The 16,906-nt window shown below is 73.9% G+C and carries 12 protein-coding genes; 5 read left to right on the top strand and 7 right to left on the bottom strand.

From position 1 onward, the window contains the following. Positions 1-78: 78 nt before the first annotated feature. Positions 79-1,200 carry an acyltransferase family protein gene (locus tag ACFQ8E_RS02310; RefSeq protein WP_430548942.1) on the top strand — a complete coding sequence of 374 codons (1,122 nt, stop codon included), beginning with the start codon at positions 79-81 and terminating at the stop codon, positions 1,198-1,200. A gap of 1 nt (position 1,201) precedes the next feature. On the opposite strand, the gene ACFQ8E_RS02305 is transcribed toward ACFQ8E_RS02310, so the two are convergent. Further along, positions 1,202-2,056: a TylF/MycF/NovP-related O-methyltransferase gene (locus ACFQ8E_RS02305; protein ID WP_430548941.1), complete on the bottom strand. Its 855-nt coding sequence runs from the start codon at positions 2,054-2,056 to the stop codon at positions 1,202-1,204. 124 nt (positions 2,057-2,180) lie between these two features. Here ACFQ8E_RS02305 and ACFQ8E_RS02300 point away from each other — a divergent pair, with 124 nt between their 5' ends. From ACFQ8E_RS02300 to ACFQ8E_RS02290, 3 genes are all read left to right on the top strand, one after another. Further along, on the top strand, positions 2,181-3,197 hold the full coding sequence (locus tag ACFQ8E_RS02300; protein WP_430548940.1) for a hypothetical protein: 1,017 nt from the start codon (positions 2,181-2,183) through the stop codon (positions 3,195-3,197). A 133-nt stretch (positions 3,198-3,330) separates the two neighbouring features. Continuing rightward, positions 3,331-5,442, top strand: a complete 2,112-nt coding sequence (locus tag ACFQ8E_RS02295; RefSeq protein WP_430548939.1) for an acyltransferase family protein — start codon at positions 3,331-3,333, stop codon at positions 5,440-5,442. A 763-nt stretch (positions 5,443-6,205) separates the two neighbouring features. Continuing rightward, on the top strand, positions 6,206-6,688 hold the full coding sequence (locus tag ACFQ8E_RS02290; RefSeq protein ID WP_430548938.1) for a hypothetical protein: 483 nt from the start codon (positions 6,206-6,208) through the stop codon (positions 6,686-6,688). A gap of 74 nt (positions 6,689-6,762) precedes the next feature. On the opposite strand, the gene glf is transcribed toward ACFQ8E_RS02290, so the two are convergent. The 4 genes from glf to ACFQ8E_RS02270 all read right to left on the bottom strand — a co-directional run bounded on the left by glf (position 6,763) and on the right by ACFQ8E_RS02270 (position 13,690). Continuing rightward, positions 6,763-7,899 (bottom strand): UDP-galactopyranose mutase, encoded by a 1,137-nt coding sequence (gene glf, locus ACFQ8E_RS02285; protein ID WP_430548937.1) that lies wholly within the window; start codon positions 7,897-7,899, stop codon positions 6,763-6,765. A 13-nt stretch (positions 7,900-7,912) separates the two neighbouring features. Beyond that, positions 7,913-9,781, bottom strand: coding sequence for a glycosyltransferase (locus ACFQ8E_RS02280; protein WP_430548936.1), 1,869 nt, complete (start codon positions 9,779-9,781; stop codon positions 7,913-7,915). Positions 9,782-9,791: 10 nt separating this feature from the next. Beyond that, on the bottom strand, positions 9,792-11,666 hold the full coding sequence (locus ACFQ8E_RS02275; protein ID WP_430548935.1) for a glycosyltransferase: 1,875 nt from the start codon (positions 11,664-11,666) through the stop codon (positions 9,792-9,794). Positions 11,667-11,728: 62 nt separating this feature from the next. After that, entirely contained in the window at positions 11,729-13,690 is a 1,962-nt protein-coding gene (locus ACFQ8E_RS02270; protein WP_430548934.1) for a peptidoglycan recognition protein, read from the bottom strand. 225 nt (positions 13,691-13,915) lie between these two features. On the opposite strand from ACFQ8E_RS02270, the gene ACFQ8E_RS02265 reads away from it, so the two are divergent. Then, positions 13,916-15,262, top strand: a complete 1,347-nt coding sequence (locus ACFQ8E_RS02265; protein ID WP_430548933.1) for a SpoIID/LytB domain-containing protein — start codon at positions 13,916-13,918, stop codon at positions 15,260-15,262. A gap of 12 nt (positions 15,263-15,274) precedes the next feature. On the opposite strand, the gene ACFQ8E_RS02260 is transcribed toward ACFQ8E_RS02265, so the two are convergent. Together ACFQ8E_RS02260 and ACFQ8E_RS02255 are read right to left on the bottom strand one after the other, a co-directional pair. Next, positions 15,275-15,463, bottom strand: a complete 189-nt coding sequence (locus tag ACFQ8E_RS02260; protein ID WP_430548932.1) for a Trm112 family protein — start codon at positions 15,461-15,463, stop codon at positions 15,275-15,277. Continuing rightward, positions 15,460-16,902 carry a phosphomannomutase/phosphoglucomutase gene (locus tag ACFQ8E_RS02255; protein ID WP_430548931.1) on the bottom strand — a complete coding sequence of 481 codons (1,443 nt, stop codon included), beginning with the start codon at positions 16,900-16,902 and terminating at the stop codon, positions 15,460-15,462. Before ACFQ8E_RS02255 ends, ACFQ8E_RS02260 begins: the two co-directional genes overlap by 4 nt. Positions 16,903-16,906: the final 4 nt, after the last annotated feature.

The raw sequence follows: 16,906 nt of genomic DNA, 5'->3' as shown, positions 1-16,906 counted from the left end.
CGCGCCGCACCACCTCTCGTCCGAGCTCTCCTCCCGGGATGGTCGCCCAGGTCACCGGACCAGGTATCGTCGCCGCCCATGTTCTCCCTGCCGACCACGTCCGTACCGTCCGCCGGGAGCTCCACCCCAGCACGGGTGGGGTCCCGTCCGCGCCTCCGCGGACTGGACGGGCTGCGATTCCTGGCCGCGCTCCTCGTGCTCGGCTACCACTACACGGGGATCGGCATGCCGCACTGGGGCGCCGCGCCGTCCGACGTCTTCCCCGGGCTCAACCAGGTCACCCGCTACGGGTTCCTCGGCGTCCAGCTGTTCTTCATGATCAGCGGGTTCGTCATCCTCATGACGGCGTACGGCCGCCCGGTCAGCGCCTTCGCCGCGTCGCGCGTCGCCCGGCTGTTCCCGGCCTACTGGGCCGCCGTCGTCCTGACGGTGATGCTGCATCTCGTGTGGCACGACGGGCGGGACGCCTCGGCGGTGGACTCGCTGCTCAACCTCACGATGATCCAGAACGCCTGGGACGCCACCGACGTGCAGGGCCCGTTCTGGACCCTCTGGTTCGAGATGCTCTTCTACCTGATCGTGGGGGCGTTCATCCTCGTGGGGATCACCCGCCGCCGGGTCATCGCCCTCGCGGTCCTGTGGCCGCTCGTCGCGCAGCTCGCCAGGGCGAACGACGCCGACCTGCTGAGCGCGGTGCTGATCCCCTCCTACGCGCCCTACTTCGCCGTCGGCATGCTGCTCTTCCTCGTCTACCGCGACGGCGGCGACCTCGCGGTGTGGCTGGCCGTCGCCCTGACGAGCGTGCTGTGCGTGCGCCAGGCGTACCTCTACGCCGACCGGGCCTCCGAGCTGGTGGGCGCGCCCGTCTCCGCGGTCGTCTGCGCTGCCGCGGTGGTCGCGATGGTGGCGCTCCTCTGGGCGCTCAGCGCAGGGCCGCTGCGGCACCTCGACTGGCGGGTGCTGTCGACGCTCGGCGCCCTCACCTACCCGCTGTACCTGGTGCACGGCCAGTTCGGGTTCGCGGTGATCGACGTGCTGCACGACGACGCGCCCCGCTGGGTGGTGCTGGGGCTCGCCACCGCGCTCTCCCTGGCCCTCGCGGTCGTGCTGCACCACCTCGTGGAGAACCGCGTGCACGACCGCCTGCGCCAGGGCGTCCGGTCCGGGCTCGAGAGAGGGCTCGACACCGCCGGGCGCTGACTCAGCCGGCGCGCACCAGGTGGAGGCGCGCGTGCATCTCGCGCACCAGGCCGTACCTCGCGCCGTCGCGCGCGAGGAACTCGTCGACCGCCCTGCGGCAGCCCGACCACGCGAAGTAGTCGTCGACGACGACCCGGCCCGACGGGACGAGGCGCGGCACCACGCGCTCCAGGCAGGTGCGGGTCGACGCGTACCAGTCGCCGTCCAGGTGCGCGACGGCGACCGGGTCGTCGCCCGTCAGGGTGTCCTCGAACAACCCCCGGACGAGCGTCACGCCGGAGCTGTCGACCGGCAGACCGTGCCGGGCGAACGAGTCCCGCACCTCGCCGTACAGGTCGTCGCGGTAGCCGTAGTAGGTCTCCCCGCCACGACCCTTCGCACGCCCCTCGACGATCGTGGCGTACCGGGCGTGGACGTCCGCGCCGTCCTCCTGCGTGGGCGGCGGGATGAGGCCGAAGACGTCGTGGACGAAGAGCCGGCGCCCGGGCGCCTTGGCCGCCGCCATCACGACGGCCGAGCCACCGCGGGCCGTGCCGCACTCCATCAGCACGCCGGGCAGGGCCCGCGCCTCGGCGTCGAGCACGGCGTGCGCGAGGTCGTGCAGCGGGCGGGCGCCGAGCAGCGTCAGGTGCTCGGCGCGCACCGCGCGCGCGACGGCGCCGACCTGCTCGGGCAGGTCGTCGAGCAGACCCGCCTCCAGCTCGCGGACCCGGCGGCGCAGCCGGCGCACCTCGGCGCTGCGCGCGTCCAGCTCCGCGCGGAGCGCGGCGGCGTCCTCGTCACGGCCCGCCCGGTCCGACGCGGACCGCCCGCGCAGCGCGGCCACGAACCGGTCTCGCACGCTCCGTCCGGACATGTACCCATCGAACCTCAGGAACTGCCGGGCAGCCACGGGTGCGCCCCCGGACGAGCACCGAGCGTTCATCCCCCGGCCACGCCGACGTCCCCTGCTCGTCGCCCGACGCGGTGACAGTGGAGAGGTGACCGCGTTCGTCGAGTCCCCGCTCCAGCTGCTGTGCGCCGTCGAGGCGCACGCCGCCGGGCACGCCGGTCCCCGCACCCGGGTGCTGGCGCGCGCCGACGTCCCCGCTCTCACCGCCGGGGTGGACGCCGTGCGCGCCCTCGGCCTGCCCGGCGACCTCGACGTGGACCTGGCACCCGTGCCGCGGCACCTGCCGCACGACGTCGTGGTGGTCGGGGACCCCTTCTCCGGAGCCTTCCAGTCCGCGCTGGTCCGGACGCTGCGGCCGCCGACCCGGATCGTCGTGGTGGACGACGGGCTCGCCACCCTCGACCTCGCCCACCGCCTGACGTCCGGCAGCTCGTTGGTGCGGATCGGCGCCCCGCCCGGGTCGCTGCGCTTCGGGCTCGGCGCGCTGGCGGCGCTCCGGATGCGACGCGTGGCCGAGGCGGGCGGGCTGAGCCTGTGCACCGCCCTCCCGCTCGACCCGGACCTGCGCGCCTGGCTCCGCCTGCTGGGCATCGACGTGCTCGAGCACGGGTTCGAGTGGCTGCAGGGCAGGCCCCCGGCCGAGGCGCCTGCGGAGCGGACGGTGGTGGTCGGGTCGGCGCTGGCGGCCGACGGCCTGCTGCACCCCGACCGGTACCTGGCGTGGGTGCGCGGCGTCGCCGCCGACGGACCGGTGCGCTACGTGCCGCACCGCCGCCACGACCCCCGTGTCACGGCGCTCCTCGAGCAGGTTCCGGGGATCGAGGTGGACGCACCCGGCGCGCCGGTGGAGATCCGGCTCAGCGGGCTGCGGCCCGGCCAGCGCGTGGTCACGCTGCCGTCGGCCGCCGCCCTCACGCTCTCGCGGCTGCTCGTGCCGCGCGGCGTCACCGTCACCCCGCACGCCGTCCCCGAGGCCTGGTGGACCGACCGCGCGACGCCGGAGCAGCGTCACCGCCTCCGTGCCGCGCACGAGCTCGCGGTGCACGCCGCGGCCGCCCCCGTCGCCGGCCCGCCCCCGCGCGTCGTCCTGCCCGCCGCCTCGTGACCCGCGGGGACCACGTCGGTCCGCGCCCGGCGTCTCCCGAGGCCCCCGTGCGCGAGCCGGCTTGCCCTCGGCATCGGGTTCGTGGTTAGCCTTTCCGGCCCTCCGCCCCCGATCTCCACGGTGACCCCTGCGCATGACGACGCTCGTCCGCGACCAACCGTCCGGCCCGCCCGCCGCGGCGGACGGCGACACCCGCCGCCCGCCGCGACGCTTCCGCCCGGAGATCCAGGCGCTGCGGGCGCTGGCCGTGGGGCTGGTCGTCCTCTACCACTTCTGGCCCGGCCGCCTGCCGGGCGGCTACGTGGGCGTCGACGTCTTCTTCGTCATCTCCGGCTTCCTCATCACGGGCCACCTGCTGCGGGAGGCGGAGTCGACGGGCCGGATCCGGCTGGCGCGGTTCTGGGCGCGCCGGGCGCGCCGCCTGCTGCCCGCCGCGTACCTCGTCCTCGCGGCGACCCTCGTCGCGGCGGTGCTGTTCGCCCCGCAGTCGCTGTGGCAGCAGTGGTTCCGCGAGACCCTCGGCGCCACCCTGTACGTCGAGAACTGGGTGCTCGCCGGCGACGCCGTGGACTACCTCGCCTCGGACGGCGACCCGTCGCCGGTCCAGCACTACTGGTCGCTGTCGACCGAGGAGCAGTTCTACCTCGTCTGGCCCCTGCTCGTGGTGCTCGGCACCGTCGTCGCCGCCCGGCGGGGGGCGACCGTGCGCCGCACGACGTCGCTGCTGCTCGTCGCCGCGACCGTCGCGTCGTTCGCGTACTCGCTGTGGCTGACGTCGGCGAACCCGGCGCCCGCCTACTTCGCCACGACCACCCGCGCCTGGCAGTTCGGCGCCGGCGCGCTGCTCGCCCTCTGGCTCTCGCGGCCGGCACGGCGCCCGACGGGCGACGGTGCCCGCACCGTGCTCAGCTGGGCCGGCCTGGCCGTCCTCGTCTCGTGCGCCCTCGCCTTCGACGACTCCACGCCGTTCCCCGGCACGGCGGCGCTCGTGCCGGTGCTGGGCACCGTCGCCGTCATCGCCGCCGGCGCACCGTCCGGGCGGCTCGCCCCGACGTCCCTGTTCGCCTGGCGGCCCGTGCAGCAGACCGGCGAGATCTCCTACGCGCTGTACCTGTGGCACTGGCCCGCGATCGTCCTGGCCCCCTTCGTGCTGGGGCACGAGGCCGGCCTGGTCGAACGGGTCGTCCTGCTCGCCGGCGTCGTGCTGCTGGCCGCGGCGACCAAGCGCTGGGTGGAGGACCCGGCGCGCTTCACGGAACGCTGGAGCCTGCACGTCCCCCGACGTGCCCTCGGCGTCACCGCCGCCGGGACCGCCGCGCTCGCCCTCGTCGCCGGGGGCGGGCTCGCCCTGGCACAGCACCACGCGCAGGAGCAGGAGGCGATCGCCGACCGGATCGTCGCGGACCCGCCGTCCTGCTTCGGCGCCGAGGAGATGGACACCGAGCAGCCCTGCGACAACCCCGCCCTCGACGACGTCGTCGTCCCCGCGCCGGTCGCGGTCGCGGACGACGTCGCCGGGCCCCGGGACTGCTTCGTCGACGTCGACGGGACCGCGCTGGCGGACTGCTCCTTCGGCCCGGTCGACGACCCCGACGTGCCGCACGTCGTGCTCGTGGGCGACTCGCACGCCCGCGCCCTGCTCCCCGCGTTCCGGCAGCTCGCCGCCGAGGGGCGGCTCAGCGTCACCGCTCACCTGAAGAACTCGTGCGCCTGGACGACCGGGCCGGTCGACGCCGACGGGAAGCGCGCCCGCACCTGCGAGGAGTGGCGGGACAGGCTCGAGCCGTGGCTGGAGCGGAACGCCGGGTCCACGGACGCCGTCGTCACCACGGGGTACCTCGACTTCCTCTCGGGCAGCCCGGACCGGCAGGCGTCCGACCTCGCCGCCGCGTGGCGGCCCGTCGCCGAGCGGGGCGTCCCCGTCGTCGCCCTCTCGGACAACCCGCAGCACGACCAGGAGCCGTCGCAGTGCCTCGACGGCGGCCTGGCCGCCGACCCCACCCGGTGCGACCTGCCCGAGGACCAGGCGTTCCCCGACCCGCAGGTGTACGAGGAGGCCGCCGACGAGGTGCCCGGCGCCTCGTTCGTCGACCTCACGTCGCTCTACTGCGACGACGGCACCTGCCCCGCCGTCATCGGCGGCGTCAACGTGTACCGGGACACGCACCACCTCACCGCCACGTACGCGCTCACCATGACGCCCTACCTCGAGCGCGAGCTGCGCGACGTCGGCCTCCCGGTCTGACCGGCCTCCCTCCCCCAGCGCCGAACAGGCGCTTGACACCGTGATGGACGCTCCTCGGCGCCCATCACGGTGTCAACCGCCTGATCGGCAGCAAGGTGCGGAGGCTGCCCACAGGTACCGACCGTCCACAGATCGCGCCCGGCCACCGCTGACGTCTCGCTACAGGTGGTGCGGTGGCGGGATGCGCACATTCGCCGGGATCCCCCCTCTGCTCCAGGACGTGGCCGACGCCCAGGAGGGACTGCTCGGCTCCTCCCAGTGCGAACGGCACGGTGTCGGTGCGGCGCGCCGTTCGCGGCTCGTCGCCGCCGGCCGATGGCACGCCGTGGTGCGTGGGGTGTTCGACGTCGTGCCTGTCCCCCCGCGTGCGCGGACCGCGTCCGACGTGCCCCGGCGCGCGGTCCCACCGCTCGCCACCGCCCGTGTGCCGCTCCTGGCGCCATGGCCGCCGAAGTCACCGGGCGACATCCTGCACGGCCACCTGCGTCGCAGAGAGGCGTGGATCGGCATGCTCGCCTACGGACCCGACGCCATCGCTGTCGGGACGTCCGCGCTCGCGATGCACGGGGTGGAAGGGCTGCCGATCGTGACCCGTCCGGAAGCAGCGCTGCCGTCGGCGTCCCGACGTGCCTCACGTCCCGGAGTGCCCCTGCGACAGTTCGACGACGGACTCTCGACGGTGGAGTTCGGCGATCGTCGCACCGGGCACCGCCGCATCGTGACCGTCCCGTGGGCCCTCGCCCAAGCGGTTCCGGAGCTCCCGATGGCGCATGCGCTCGCGGTGCTGGACTCGGCGCTGCGGCTCGAGGCCGTCGACCGCCACGACCTCGGGCGTTCCCATGACCACGCCCGCGGGCGCCGCGGCGTCGCGTCCCGTCACGACCTGTGGGACCTGGCCGACCCGCGCGCCGCGTCCCCGTTGGAGTCGATGGCTCGCTGGCAGTGTGTCGAGGAGGGTGTGCCGCCGGACACCCTCCAGCTTCCCGTGCACGACCGGACGGGTCGTCTCCTCGCCGTCGGCGACCTCGCATGGCGGGTGCCCGGCGGATGGCTCGTCGTCGAGACGGACGGGCGTGCCTGGCACGACGACCTCCCCGGCGGTGACCGGAGGGATCGCGACCGCGACAACTCGCTCACCGTGCTGGGGATCCACCTGCTGAGGTTCGACGGCGGGCACGTCGCCCGCGGGGTGGTCGGCAGCGCGGTCCGCCATGCTCTCGCTGCGGCCCGCCGAACAGGCGGTTGACACCGTTATGGGTGTCGAGTGGCGCCCATAACGGTGTCAACCGCCTGTTCGGCAGCAGGAGGGTTCGTTCGGTGTCAGGCGGTGAGCTTGTTGTCCACCATGGACAGGGCGGAGCCGATCGCCATGTGCATGTCGAGGTACTGGTACGTGCCCAGCCGGCCGCCGAAGTGCACGTCCGGCTCGTCGGCCATGAGCTCGCGGTACCGCTTGAGCCGGTCCCGGTCGGCGGGCGTGTTCACCGGGTAGTACGGCTCGTCACCACGCTCGGCGAAGCGCGAGTACTCCCGCACGATGACGGTCTTGTCGCCCGCGTACTCCCGCTCCGGGTGGAAGTGGCGGAACTCCAGGATGCGCGTGTACGGCACCTCCGTGTCCGCGTAGTTCATCACCGGCGTGCCCTGGAAGTCCCCCACCGGCAGCACCTCGCGCTCGAAGTCCAGCGTCCGCCACGACAACGACCCCTCGGTGTCGTCGAAGTAGCGGTCCACCGGCCCCGTGTACACCACCGGCACCTGACCCACCACGGCCTGCTTGCTCACCGGCTGCGCGTCGTCGAAGAAGTCGGTGGACAGCCGCACCTCGATGTTCGGGTGGTCCGCCATCCGCTCCAACCACGCCGTGTACCCACCCGTCGGCAGGCCCTCGTACGTGTCGTTGAAGTACCGGTTGTCGTAGGTGTACCGCACCGGCAGGCGCGAGATGATCGACGCCGGCAGCTCGCGCGGGTCCGTCTGCCACTGCTTGGCCGTGTACCCCTGGATGAACGCCTCGTACAGGGGCCGACCGATCAGCGACACGCCCTGCTCGTCCAGGTTCGTCGGGCGTCGGCCCTCGAGCTCCGCCGCCTGCTCGCGCACCAGCGCCCGCGCCGCGTCCGGCCCGTGCGCCGACCGGAAGAACTGGTTGATCGTGCCCAGGTTGATCGGCATCGGGAACACCTCGCCCCGATGCGTCGTGTACACGCGGTGCACGTACGACGTGAACGACGTGAACCGGTTGACGTACTCCCACACCCGCTCGTTCGACGTGTGGAACAGGTGCGCGCCGTACCGGTGCACCTCGATCCCCGTGTCCGGGTCGGTCTCGCTGTACGCGTTGCCGCCCAGGTGGTCACGACGGTCGATCATGAGCACCTTGCGCCCCTGCTCGGCCATCCGCTCGGCGACGGTCAGGCCGAAGAGCCCGGTACCGACGACGACGAGGTCGGTCATGCTGTCCTCCTGGTCAGGGGGTCGGTCGGTCGGGCTCGTAGCCGCCGCGCAGGCGGGTGTACGCGCGGTACCCGGCCTTGCGCACCGACTCCGGCACCACGCGGTAGCCGGCGCGCACCACGACGTTGCGCACCATCTGCGGCCCGGTGAGGAAGCCCTCGGCGTGCAGCGTGCGCTGGAGCGCGAGCTCGGACGCCAGCAGACGGCGGCCACCGCGGCGCGCGTACGCCCCGGCGCCGACGCGGTACAGGACCAGCGGCCGGGTGACGTTCTCCGCGTCCGCGCCGCCCGCGATCATGCGGGCGAAGAGCAGGTAGTCCTCCATCAGGTCCAGGTGCTCGTACCCGCCCGCCGCGGCGACGGCGGAGCGCCGGTACACGACCGACGGGTGGTTGAAGGGGTCGCGGAACCGGGCCGTGGTCGCGATGTCCGCGCCCGTCGGCGGCACGCGCACCATGCCGGGCGCGTGCTCGTCGTCGTCGAACTCCTGGATCGCGGAGCCGACGATGTCGCACCCGGCGGCCACGAGCGGCACCTGCACGGCGAACCGCTCCGGCCGGGAGATGTCGTCCGCGTCGGCGCGCGCCACGATCTCGTGCTTGCACGCCTCGAGCCCGGCCTCCAGCGCGCGGGCGAGGCCGACGTTCTTCTCCAGGGGCACCAGGGTCACGGGGACGTCGGTGAGCTCGTGCAGGCGGCCGAGCACGGCGGCGACGTCGTCGCCGACGGGCCCGTCGCGGACGACCACGACCTCGTCCGGGCGCAGCGTCTGGTCCCGCGTGACGGACAGGAAGCCGCGTTCCAGGTGCGCGGCGTCGTCGCCCGCGTACACGGGCAGCAGCACGGAGAACCGGTGGTCGTCGAGGGCGCCGCGGACGACGGCGCGCACGGTGGTCGCCGCGGCCTTGCGGGCGGCCGGTCGCCCGGCGGCGTCGTCCTGCCCGAGCTCCAGCCGCGCCACGCTGAGGGCGGCGGGCCCCACCCCGGCGAGCACCTCGGTGTCGGCGCGCGGCCGCCGCACGATCCCGTGCCACAGCCCCCGGCCGCCGGCCTTGAGGAGGGTGCCGCGGGCGGAGGAGCGCACGACGGTGCGGGCCCAGCGCCGCAGCGTGGAGCCGCCGTAGAGCAGCCGCTCGGAGGGCGCGAGCGCCGAGGAGCGCGTGAACGTCCACACCTTGTTGCGCACCTCGAAGTAGAAGCGCGGGCCGGGGTCGTGGTCGGTGCCGACCAGCCGGGCGGTGCGGTGCTCGACGACGCTGCCCGGGACGTACAGACCGGTGCCGCGGCGCAGCAGGCGGGTCGAGTACTCGAAGTCGTCGTTCCAGATGAAGAAGTCGCTGACGGGCAGGCCGTGCTCGCGCACCGCGTGCGCGTCGACCAGCATCGACACGAACGACATGGACCGCACCGGCATCGCGCCGGCGGCGCGCGCCCGCGCCAGCTCGGCCGGCGACGCGCCCGGCCGGCTGCGCGGCGTGTTCATCGGGTGGTCGCTGCCGTCGGTCCACACGACGCGGCTGGCCATCGCGGTGACGTCGCCGGCATAGGCGTCGCGCGCGCCGAGCAGGGCCTCGAGGGCCGTCTCGGTGGGGACGGTGTCGTCGTCCATGAGCCACACGAGGTCGGCGTCGAGGTCGGCGACGGCGGTCGCGAGCCCGACGGCGAACCCGCCCGCGCCGCCGGTGTTGCGCTGGAGCGCCACGACGTCGGGGGCGCTGGGATGGGTGCGGGCGACCTCGAGGGCGTCGTCGGTCGACGCGTTGTCGACCACGACCACGCGGTCGACGGGCCGGCTCTGGGCGGCCAGCGCGTCGAGGGCCGCGACGAGCAGCGCGGCCCTGTTGTACGACACGACGACCGCGACGACGGTGGGAGTGGACATCCCGCACATCCTAGTGGTGCTCGGCGGGGCGGTGGTCCCCGCCCGGTCCGTCGTGCGCGGCGTCCGCGGAACGCGCGAAGGTCGCGCGCCACGTCGCCGGTGCCGCCAGTGCCGGGGCCGCGGCGCGCCAGCGCCGGGACACCGCGCCCCACCGCGCCGCGAGACGCACGTGGGCCACCGCCGTCGCGCCCGCGAGGCGCCACGCGCGGCGCCGGTCGTGGCGCAGCCAGGTCCCGGAGGCGCCGTCGCCCGCCAGCACCAGCACGGAGTCGTGCTCGGGCACCTCCCACCAGGTGGCCTGGTCGCGGCTCAGCGCGCCCCGCGGCATCCCCCGGGGTGCGGGGCGGAGGTTGCGCGCCAGGCCGCGCAGCGTGAGCCGCACGAGCGCCCCCGCCGAGGTGGGCTTCGGTCGGGCCGGCGCCGTCCAGCGCCGTGCGGCCGCGGCGTCGAACACCGCCTCCCCCGGCCGGTAGGTGATCGTCTCGGGGTAGGCCGCGCCCACCGCGCGTGAGGCGGGGACGACGTCGCCGAGCCCCGCGTGCAGGTCGCCAGGGCCGGTGAGCAGGTCGCGCAGCGCCCGGACGTGCAGGTCCACCGGGTAGTACCGCATCCCCAGCAGCAGCTTGAGGTCGGTGGCGAGCAGGGTCGCCAGGAGCAGGCCGCCGCGGGGGCGCCGGGCGTGCAGCAGCGCGGCCGCGATGCGGTTGCGCACGTGGACGTACGCCTGCCACTCGACGGTGTCGTCCTTCTCCGTCCACGCCACGTGCCACAGCGCCGCGCCCGGGAGCGACACGGTGGCGTGGCCGGCGTCGCGCGCGCGCAGGCCGAACTCGGCGTCGTCCCACTTGAGGAACAGCGGCAGCGACAGCCCGACGTCGCGCAGGACCGCGGTGGGGATGAGGCACATCCACCAGCCGTTGAAGTCGCTCTCGCCACGCGCGTGCAGCCAGGGGGTGTCGCGCAGCGGCGCGGCGGCGAGGTCGTGCCACTGCTGGTCGGCCTCGGGCGGGCCCCAGTTGAAGCTCCGCTCGTGCACTACCTCGCTGAACGAGTTGAGCACCGTGGGGCGGTTCAGGTCGAGCATGTGCCCGCCCACGACGACGGGCTCGCGCGCGGCGCGGTGGAACCGGATCGCGCGCAGCAGCGCCTCGGGCTCCACCTCGACGTCGTCGTCGAGGATGAGGACGGCGTCCGCGCCGTCGTGGTCCAGCGTCTCGAGCATGCCGCGAGAGAACCCGCCGGAGCCGCCGAGGTTGGGCTGCTCGACGACCGTGAGCTGGTCGCCGAGGGCCGCGGCGACCTCCGGGTAGTCGGGGTGGTCGACCAGGCGTCGCGTGCCCTGGTCGACCACGAACACCGTCCCGACCGCGTCGCGGAGCACCTGCGACGACGCGATCCGGCGCAGCGTCGCGACGCAGTACTCCGGCTTGTCCATGGTGGTGATCGACAGGCACACGTCGCCCGTCCGCCGCGGCGCGACGTCCACGAGCCAGCGCGCGCCGGTGACCACGACGTCGGCGTCGCCCGCGTCCACCTCGAACCAGAGCCAGCCGCCGTCGGCCATGCCCGAGACGTCGGCGTCGAGCACCACCGTGCCGCCGTCGACCGGCGAGGACGCCACGACGGACGCCACGCCCCGTGCGTCCGAGCGGACGAGGCGCAGCGTGCCGGCGCCGGCGGCCGCGGCCTCCAGCCGCACGGTGCCCACGCCGGCCCAGCGCACCCAGTACGAGGCGGGGAACGCGGAGAAGTACGTGGCGAACCCCTGGCTCGCGCCCGCCGGGACACGGACCGCGCCGTCGTCGACGACGGCGGGCCCCTCCTCCACGGTCAGGGCTCGGCGGTCGGGTGGGAGCGTCAGGATCAGCTGTTGCGCCAGGTGCACGCGCCCGACCCTAGCGTCCGCCGCCGGCCGGGCCGGCCTCCCGGCCCCTCATGCCCCGCCCGCTACCACCTCGCCACGGCGATCTTGCTGATCCGCACCGGCTTGCCGGAGTCCAGCGTCTTGAGCGTGACCGTGCCGCTCGTCCTCGGTACCCACACCGTGAAGATCCGGTCCCCGTCGGACGCCCTGCCGAAGTCCAACGTCTCGATCGCCTTCCCGCCGACGCGCACCTGCAGGCGTCCGTCCGAGGGGCTGGTCGCCCCGCGGATCACGACGCGACGCACCTGCTTGGCGCCCGGGAGCTGGACGTAGGCGCCCTTCGTCGTGGTGCGGTACGCGTAGTCGCCGAAGTAGGACGAGCTGGTGACCTTCTTCCACCCGGACGACCGCTTCCAGCTGGAGGGGCTGACCGCCCTGTTGGTCCGCGCCAGGCTGGTGAGCGGTCCACGGCGATGGTCCGAGTCGACGGCGCGCACGGCGAGCTCGCGGGACTGACCGGTGCTCTGGCTGAGCGTGATCGAGGTCGCGGACGTCAGCTTCACCTCCCGCCAGTAGTACGTGTACGGCATGCCCTCGTTCCACTTCGCGTAGCGCTGCAGCACCTGGTAGCTCACCGCGCCCGAGACGGGCTTCCACCGGTAGGTCGACCTGCCGTTCCACTGCACCGGGACCTGGTTCGACGTCGGATCGACGCGCGTGGGCGCCTTGACCTTCGGGACGATCGAGCCGTATTTCTTGATCGCGGCGTCGCGCCGCGAGTCGGCGCCCGCGCGGATCGTGCCCATCTTGGCCGCCAGGTACTGCCCCGGACAGGCCGTCAGGTTGGTGGTGCGGTGCATGAGCACCGTCGGCACCCGGACGTCGGTGCCGGGCTTGGCGCGCGTCCCCGAGCCCGTGCTCCCGCCGGTCGGCAGCACCACCGTCCCGCGCGGGTTGATCCCGTACGTGTAGCTCTTCCAGGCGACGACCCGGGCGAGCGCGGTGACGAGGGCGCTCGACGGCTGCGCCGTGTCGAAGCTCCCCATCGCCGAGATCCCGATGGTGCCGGTGTTGTAGCCGCCTGCTTGTGCGCCGACCGGGTTGTCCCACCGCGACTTCTTGCGTCCCTCGAAGATGTTGCCGAACTTGTCCACGAGGAACTGGTAGCCGATGTCCGGCCAGCCCCGGGACTTCGTGTGGTACGCGTAGACGCCGCGCACCAGCGCCGCGGACTGGCTCTCCTTGTAGCTGTTGGTGCCCGCCGTGTGGTGGATGTAGATGGCCTTGAGCTTGCCCGAGAGCTCCGGCCACCGGCCGGAGAGGGACTCGTCCGCCCCCCACCCGGAACGGCTGACGATCTTCGGACGGATCTCGGTCCCGGTGCCGGCGTCGGCCGACGCCGCGGGGGCCGACTCCTGGCCCACGGACGCGTCGGCCCGCGAGGTCCCCGGGTCCACGACGTCCACCTTCAGGCCGGTGGGCGGTGCCCCGCTGTCGGTGCGCACCCGGGCCTGGACGCCGTCGGCCCCCGCCGTCACGAGCGGCTCGGTCCCCGCGCGCCCGCCGGCCACGTCGGTGTCGTCGATCCCGAGCGACTGCCACTCGCTCCACGTCCCGGACTCCCGCACCCGCACCGCCACCTCGGTCACCGTCGCGGTCGACGCCTCGTCCCACGTCACCCCGGCCACCATGAAGTCCTGCGTGGTGGTGCGTTCGCTCAGCGCCGCGAGCGCCCCCTCGTCCGGCTCGGGCGCGGGGACGTCGCTGAGCGTCTCCGCCCCCTCCACGGCGGCGGTGTCCCCGGCGGTCTCGGCCGCGGCGTCGTGCTCGTGCCCGACGGCGTCGTCGAGGGCTCCCTTCTCGTGCCGGGCGTCGGGGTCGATGCCCCGCACCAGGACGTCCTCCACGTCCGGGGCGACGGCGTGCGCCTTCGGGACGGGGAGGGAGACCGTGGGGAGCACAACCCCCGCGAGGGCCAGCGCCACGACGGTCGACGTCGTGACGGCGGTCCGTGCCGCCCGTCGAGCCCTGGGTGTCGTCGTCATGCTCGTCTCCGCTCGTCCAGCTCTGGTCGATCGCCGATCGGTCTGACCGGACCGACGGGCCTCGGTCGACCCGCGTGGCGCATCGTCGCGCCGGGCACCTGACCCGCACGACGATAGGGACGGATCGGCCTGTCAGCACCTCGAACCCGGGAGCTCGGGCTGCTCCGCGCCTCCGGATGCTGGCGCGCGGCCCCTGGTGCACAGTGCTTGAGGGGGTGCATGACCATGACGCAAGAATTCTCGACCGGGCGGGCCGCGACCCGCCGACCGCGCCGGGCGCGGACCGCTCTCGCCGCGGTCGTCGCCGGTGTCCTGGCGGTGAGCGGCACCGTCGTGGCGGCGACGTCCGCGGAGGCCGCGGTGCCGTCGTCCTTCACGCTGACGGGCTCGGGTTTCGGCCACGGCGTGGGGATGTCGCAGTACGGCGCCTACGAGATGGCGCGACGGGGGGCGCCCAGCTGGGACGTCCTCCAGCACTACTACGCCGGCGGGAAGGTCGCCTGGAAGGACACGACCGGCAACAACATCCTGGTCCAGGTCTACGGCAAGGACCCGCTCGGGCGGTCCGGGTACGGCGACACGAAGACGACGACCACGGTCACGGTGCGCGGCGGTGACTGGCGCCTCGCGGACGAGGACGGCAAGACGCTGGCCTCCGGCTCCGGCACGGAGACCTTCGCGGTCACGGTCACGGCCGGCGGCCGGTCCCGGATCACGGTGAACGGCGACAAGTACTACGACCAGCTGCTGCGCATCACCTGGTCGGGCACCCGGTATTACAAGCCCACGGGGAAGACGGCGGTCGCGACGGTGTCCGGGGCGCACGGCTCGTACAAGCACGGCCGCCTCACGACGACGGCCCGCGGCGGCGTCCCCAACATCACCAACGACGTGCTGCTCAACACCGAGTACCTCTACGGGATCGCGGAGATGCCGTCGTCGTGGGGGCTCAACGGCGGCCTGTCCGCCCTGGCGGCGCAGGCGATCACCGCCCGCTCGTACGTCATGACCAAGCCGCTCCTCGCCGCGTGCCGGTGCAACGTCGTCGACGACGTGCGCGACCAGTACTACTCCGGCTGGAAGAAGGAGAGCGAGGGGACGGACGCTCGGTACGGCAAGGTCTGGAAGAAGGGCGTCGACGCCACCACCTCGAGCCGCACCCGGGCCCGGGTGCTGACCTACGGCGGCAAGGCCGTCGCCGCGCACTACTTCTCCTCCAGCGGCGGGCGGACGGCGAACTCGGAGGACGTGTGGTCGTCGAAGATCGCCTACGAGCGGTCGGTGTCCGACCCGTACTCGAAGTCGGCGCCGGGCAACTCGTACGCATCGTGGTCCCGCAAGCTGACGCAGGCGCAGGCCCGCGCCCTCTTCGGGCTGTCGAACGTGCAGTCGATCAAGGTCACCGCGAAGTGGTCGAGCGGTCAGGCGCGCACGCTCACGGCGACGTCGTCGACCGGGAAGACGGCGAAGGTGACCGGTAAGGCCGACACGATCCGGTCGACGGTGGGCAAGCGCACCACGGCGGGCTCGATGCCCGCCGCGTGGATCACGAAGATCACCGCGGTGTCCTAGCGACCGGGCGCGTCACAGGGGGCGGGCGTCGCTCTCCAGCAGCACGGGGACGCCGTCGCGCACGGGGTATGCCAGGGGCCGGTCCGGGTCGGTCGAGCGCAGCTCGGGCTCGCCGTCCGGGCCGACGGCGTCGACCAGCTCGGCGCCCGTCACCGGGCAGCGCAGGATGCTCCGCACCCAGGGGTCGATGGAGATGGTCATGCGTCCTCCGTCCGCACGAGCGACAGGACGTCGTCGCGCACCTTCACCATGATGTCGTCGTCGGCGGCCTCGACGTTGAGCCGCAGCAGCGGCTCCGTGTTCGACGCGCGCAGGTTGAACCACCACTGCGGGTGGCCGTCCCAGTGCGCCACGGTGAGGCCGTCAAGCTCGTCCACGTCCGCCTGCGGGTAGGCCGTGGCGTACGCCTCGCGCACCCTCGCCGTCGCCGCGGCGGCGTCCGCCACCGTCGAGTTGATCTCGCCGGACGCCACGTACGGCGAGTACATCTCCGCGAGCACGGACAGCGGGTGCGGCTGGCCGCCGAGCGCCGCCAGCACGTGCAGGGCGGCGAGCATGCCCGTGTCCGCGAAGAAGAAGTCGCGGAAGTAGTAGTGCGCGCTGTGCTCGCCGCCGAACACGGCGTCGTGCTGCGCCATCTGCGCCTTGATGAACGAGTGGCCCACCCGGGTGCGCACCGTCGTCGCGCCCGCGGCCTGCAGCAGGTCGGGCACGGCGCGGGAGGTGATGAGGTTGTGGATCACGGTGGGCGTGCGGCCCGCCTCGAGCTCCTTGGCCACCTCGCGCAGCCCCACGAGCGCCGTGACCGCGGACGGCGAGACCGGGTCGCCGTGCTCGTCGACGACGAAGCAGCGGTCGGCGTCGCCGTCGAACGCGAGTCCCAGGTCGGCGTCGTGCTCGACGACGGCGGCCCGCAGGTCCTCGAGGTTCTTCGGGTCCAGCGGGTTGGCCTCGTGGTTCGGGAAGCTGCCGTCCAGCTCGAAGTACAGGGGCACGACGTCGAGGGGCAGCGCCGGCAGGCCCGCGGCCGTGCCCAGCACCGCCGGCACGGTGTACCCGGCCATGCCGTTGCCCGCGTCCACGACGACCTTGAGCGGCCGGATCCCCGACACGTCCACGAGGCCGCGCAGGAACGCCGCGTAGTCGGCGAGGGTGTCGACGTCGCCGACCGACCCCGGCGTCGCCGTCGCGTCGTCGTCGGAGGCGGGGGCCGGCGGGTCGTCGAGGAGGCGCTGCGCGAGCTCGCGGACGTCGGCCAGGCCGGTGTCCTGCCCGACCGGTCGGGCACCCGCGCGGCACAGCTTGATGCCGTTGTAGACGGCGGGGTTGTGCGACGCCGTGAACATCGCGCCCGGGGCGTCCAGCGCGCCCGACGCGTGGTAGAGCCCGTCCGTGGAGCACAGGCCGATCCGCACGACGTCGACGCCGGCCGCGGTGACGCCCGCGGTGAACGCGTCGACCAGCTCCGGCCCGGACTCGCGCATGTCGTGCCCGACGACGACCCGGGTCGCGCCCTCCGGCGCCGCCACCACACGGGCGAAGGCGGCGCCGATCGCGCGGGCCACGTCCGGCGAGAGCTGGTCGGGCACGGTGCCGCGCACGTCGTACGCCTTGATGATTCGGGCCAGGTCGATCGTCACGACC

The sequence above is a fragment of the Isoptericola sp. NPDC056573 genome, assembly GCF_042793335.1.
In the GTDB taxonomy this organism is placed as follows: Bacteria; Actinomycetota; Actinomycetes; order Actinomycetales; family Cellulomonadaceae; genus Isoptericola.
Note: the sequence above shows the minus strand (reverse complement) of the source record. Positions and strands in the feature narration are given on the sequence as shown.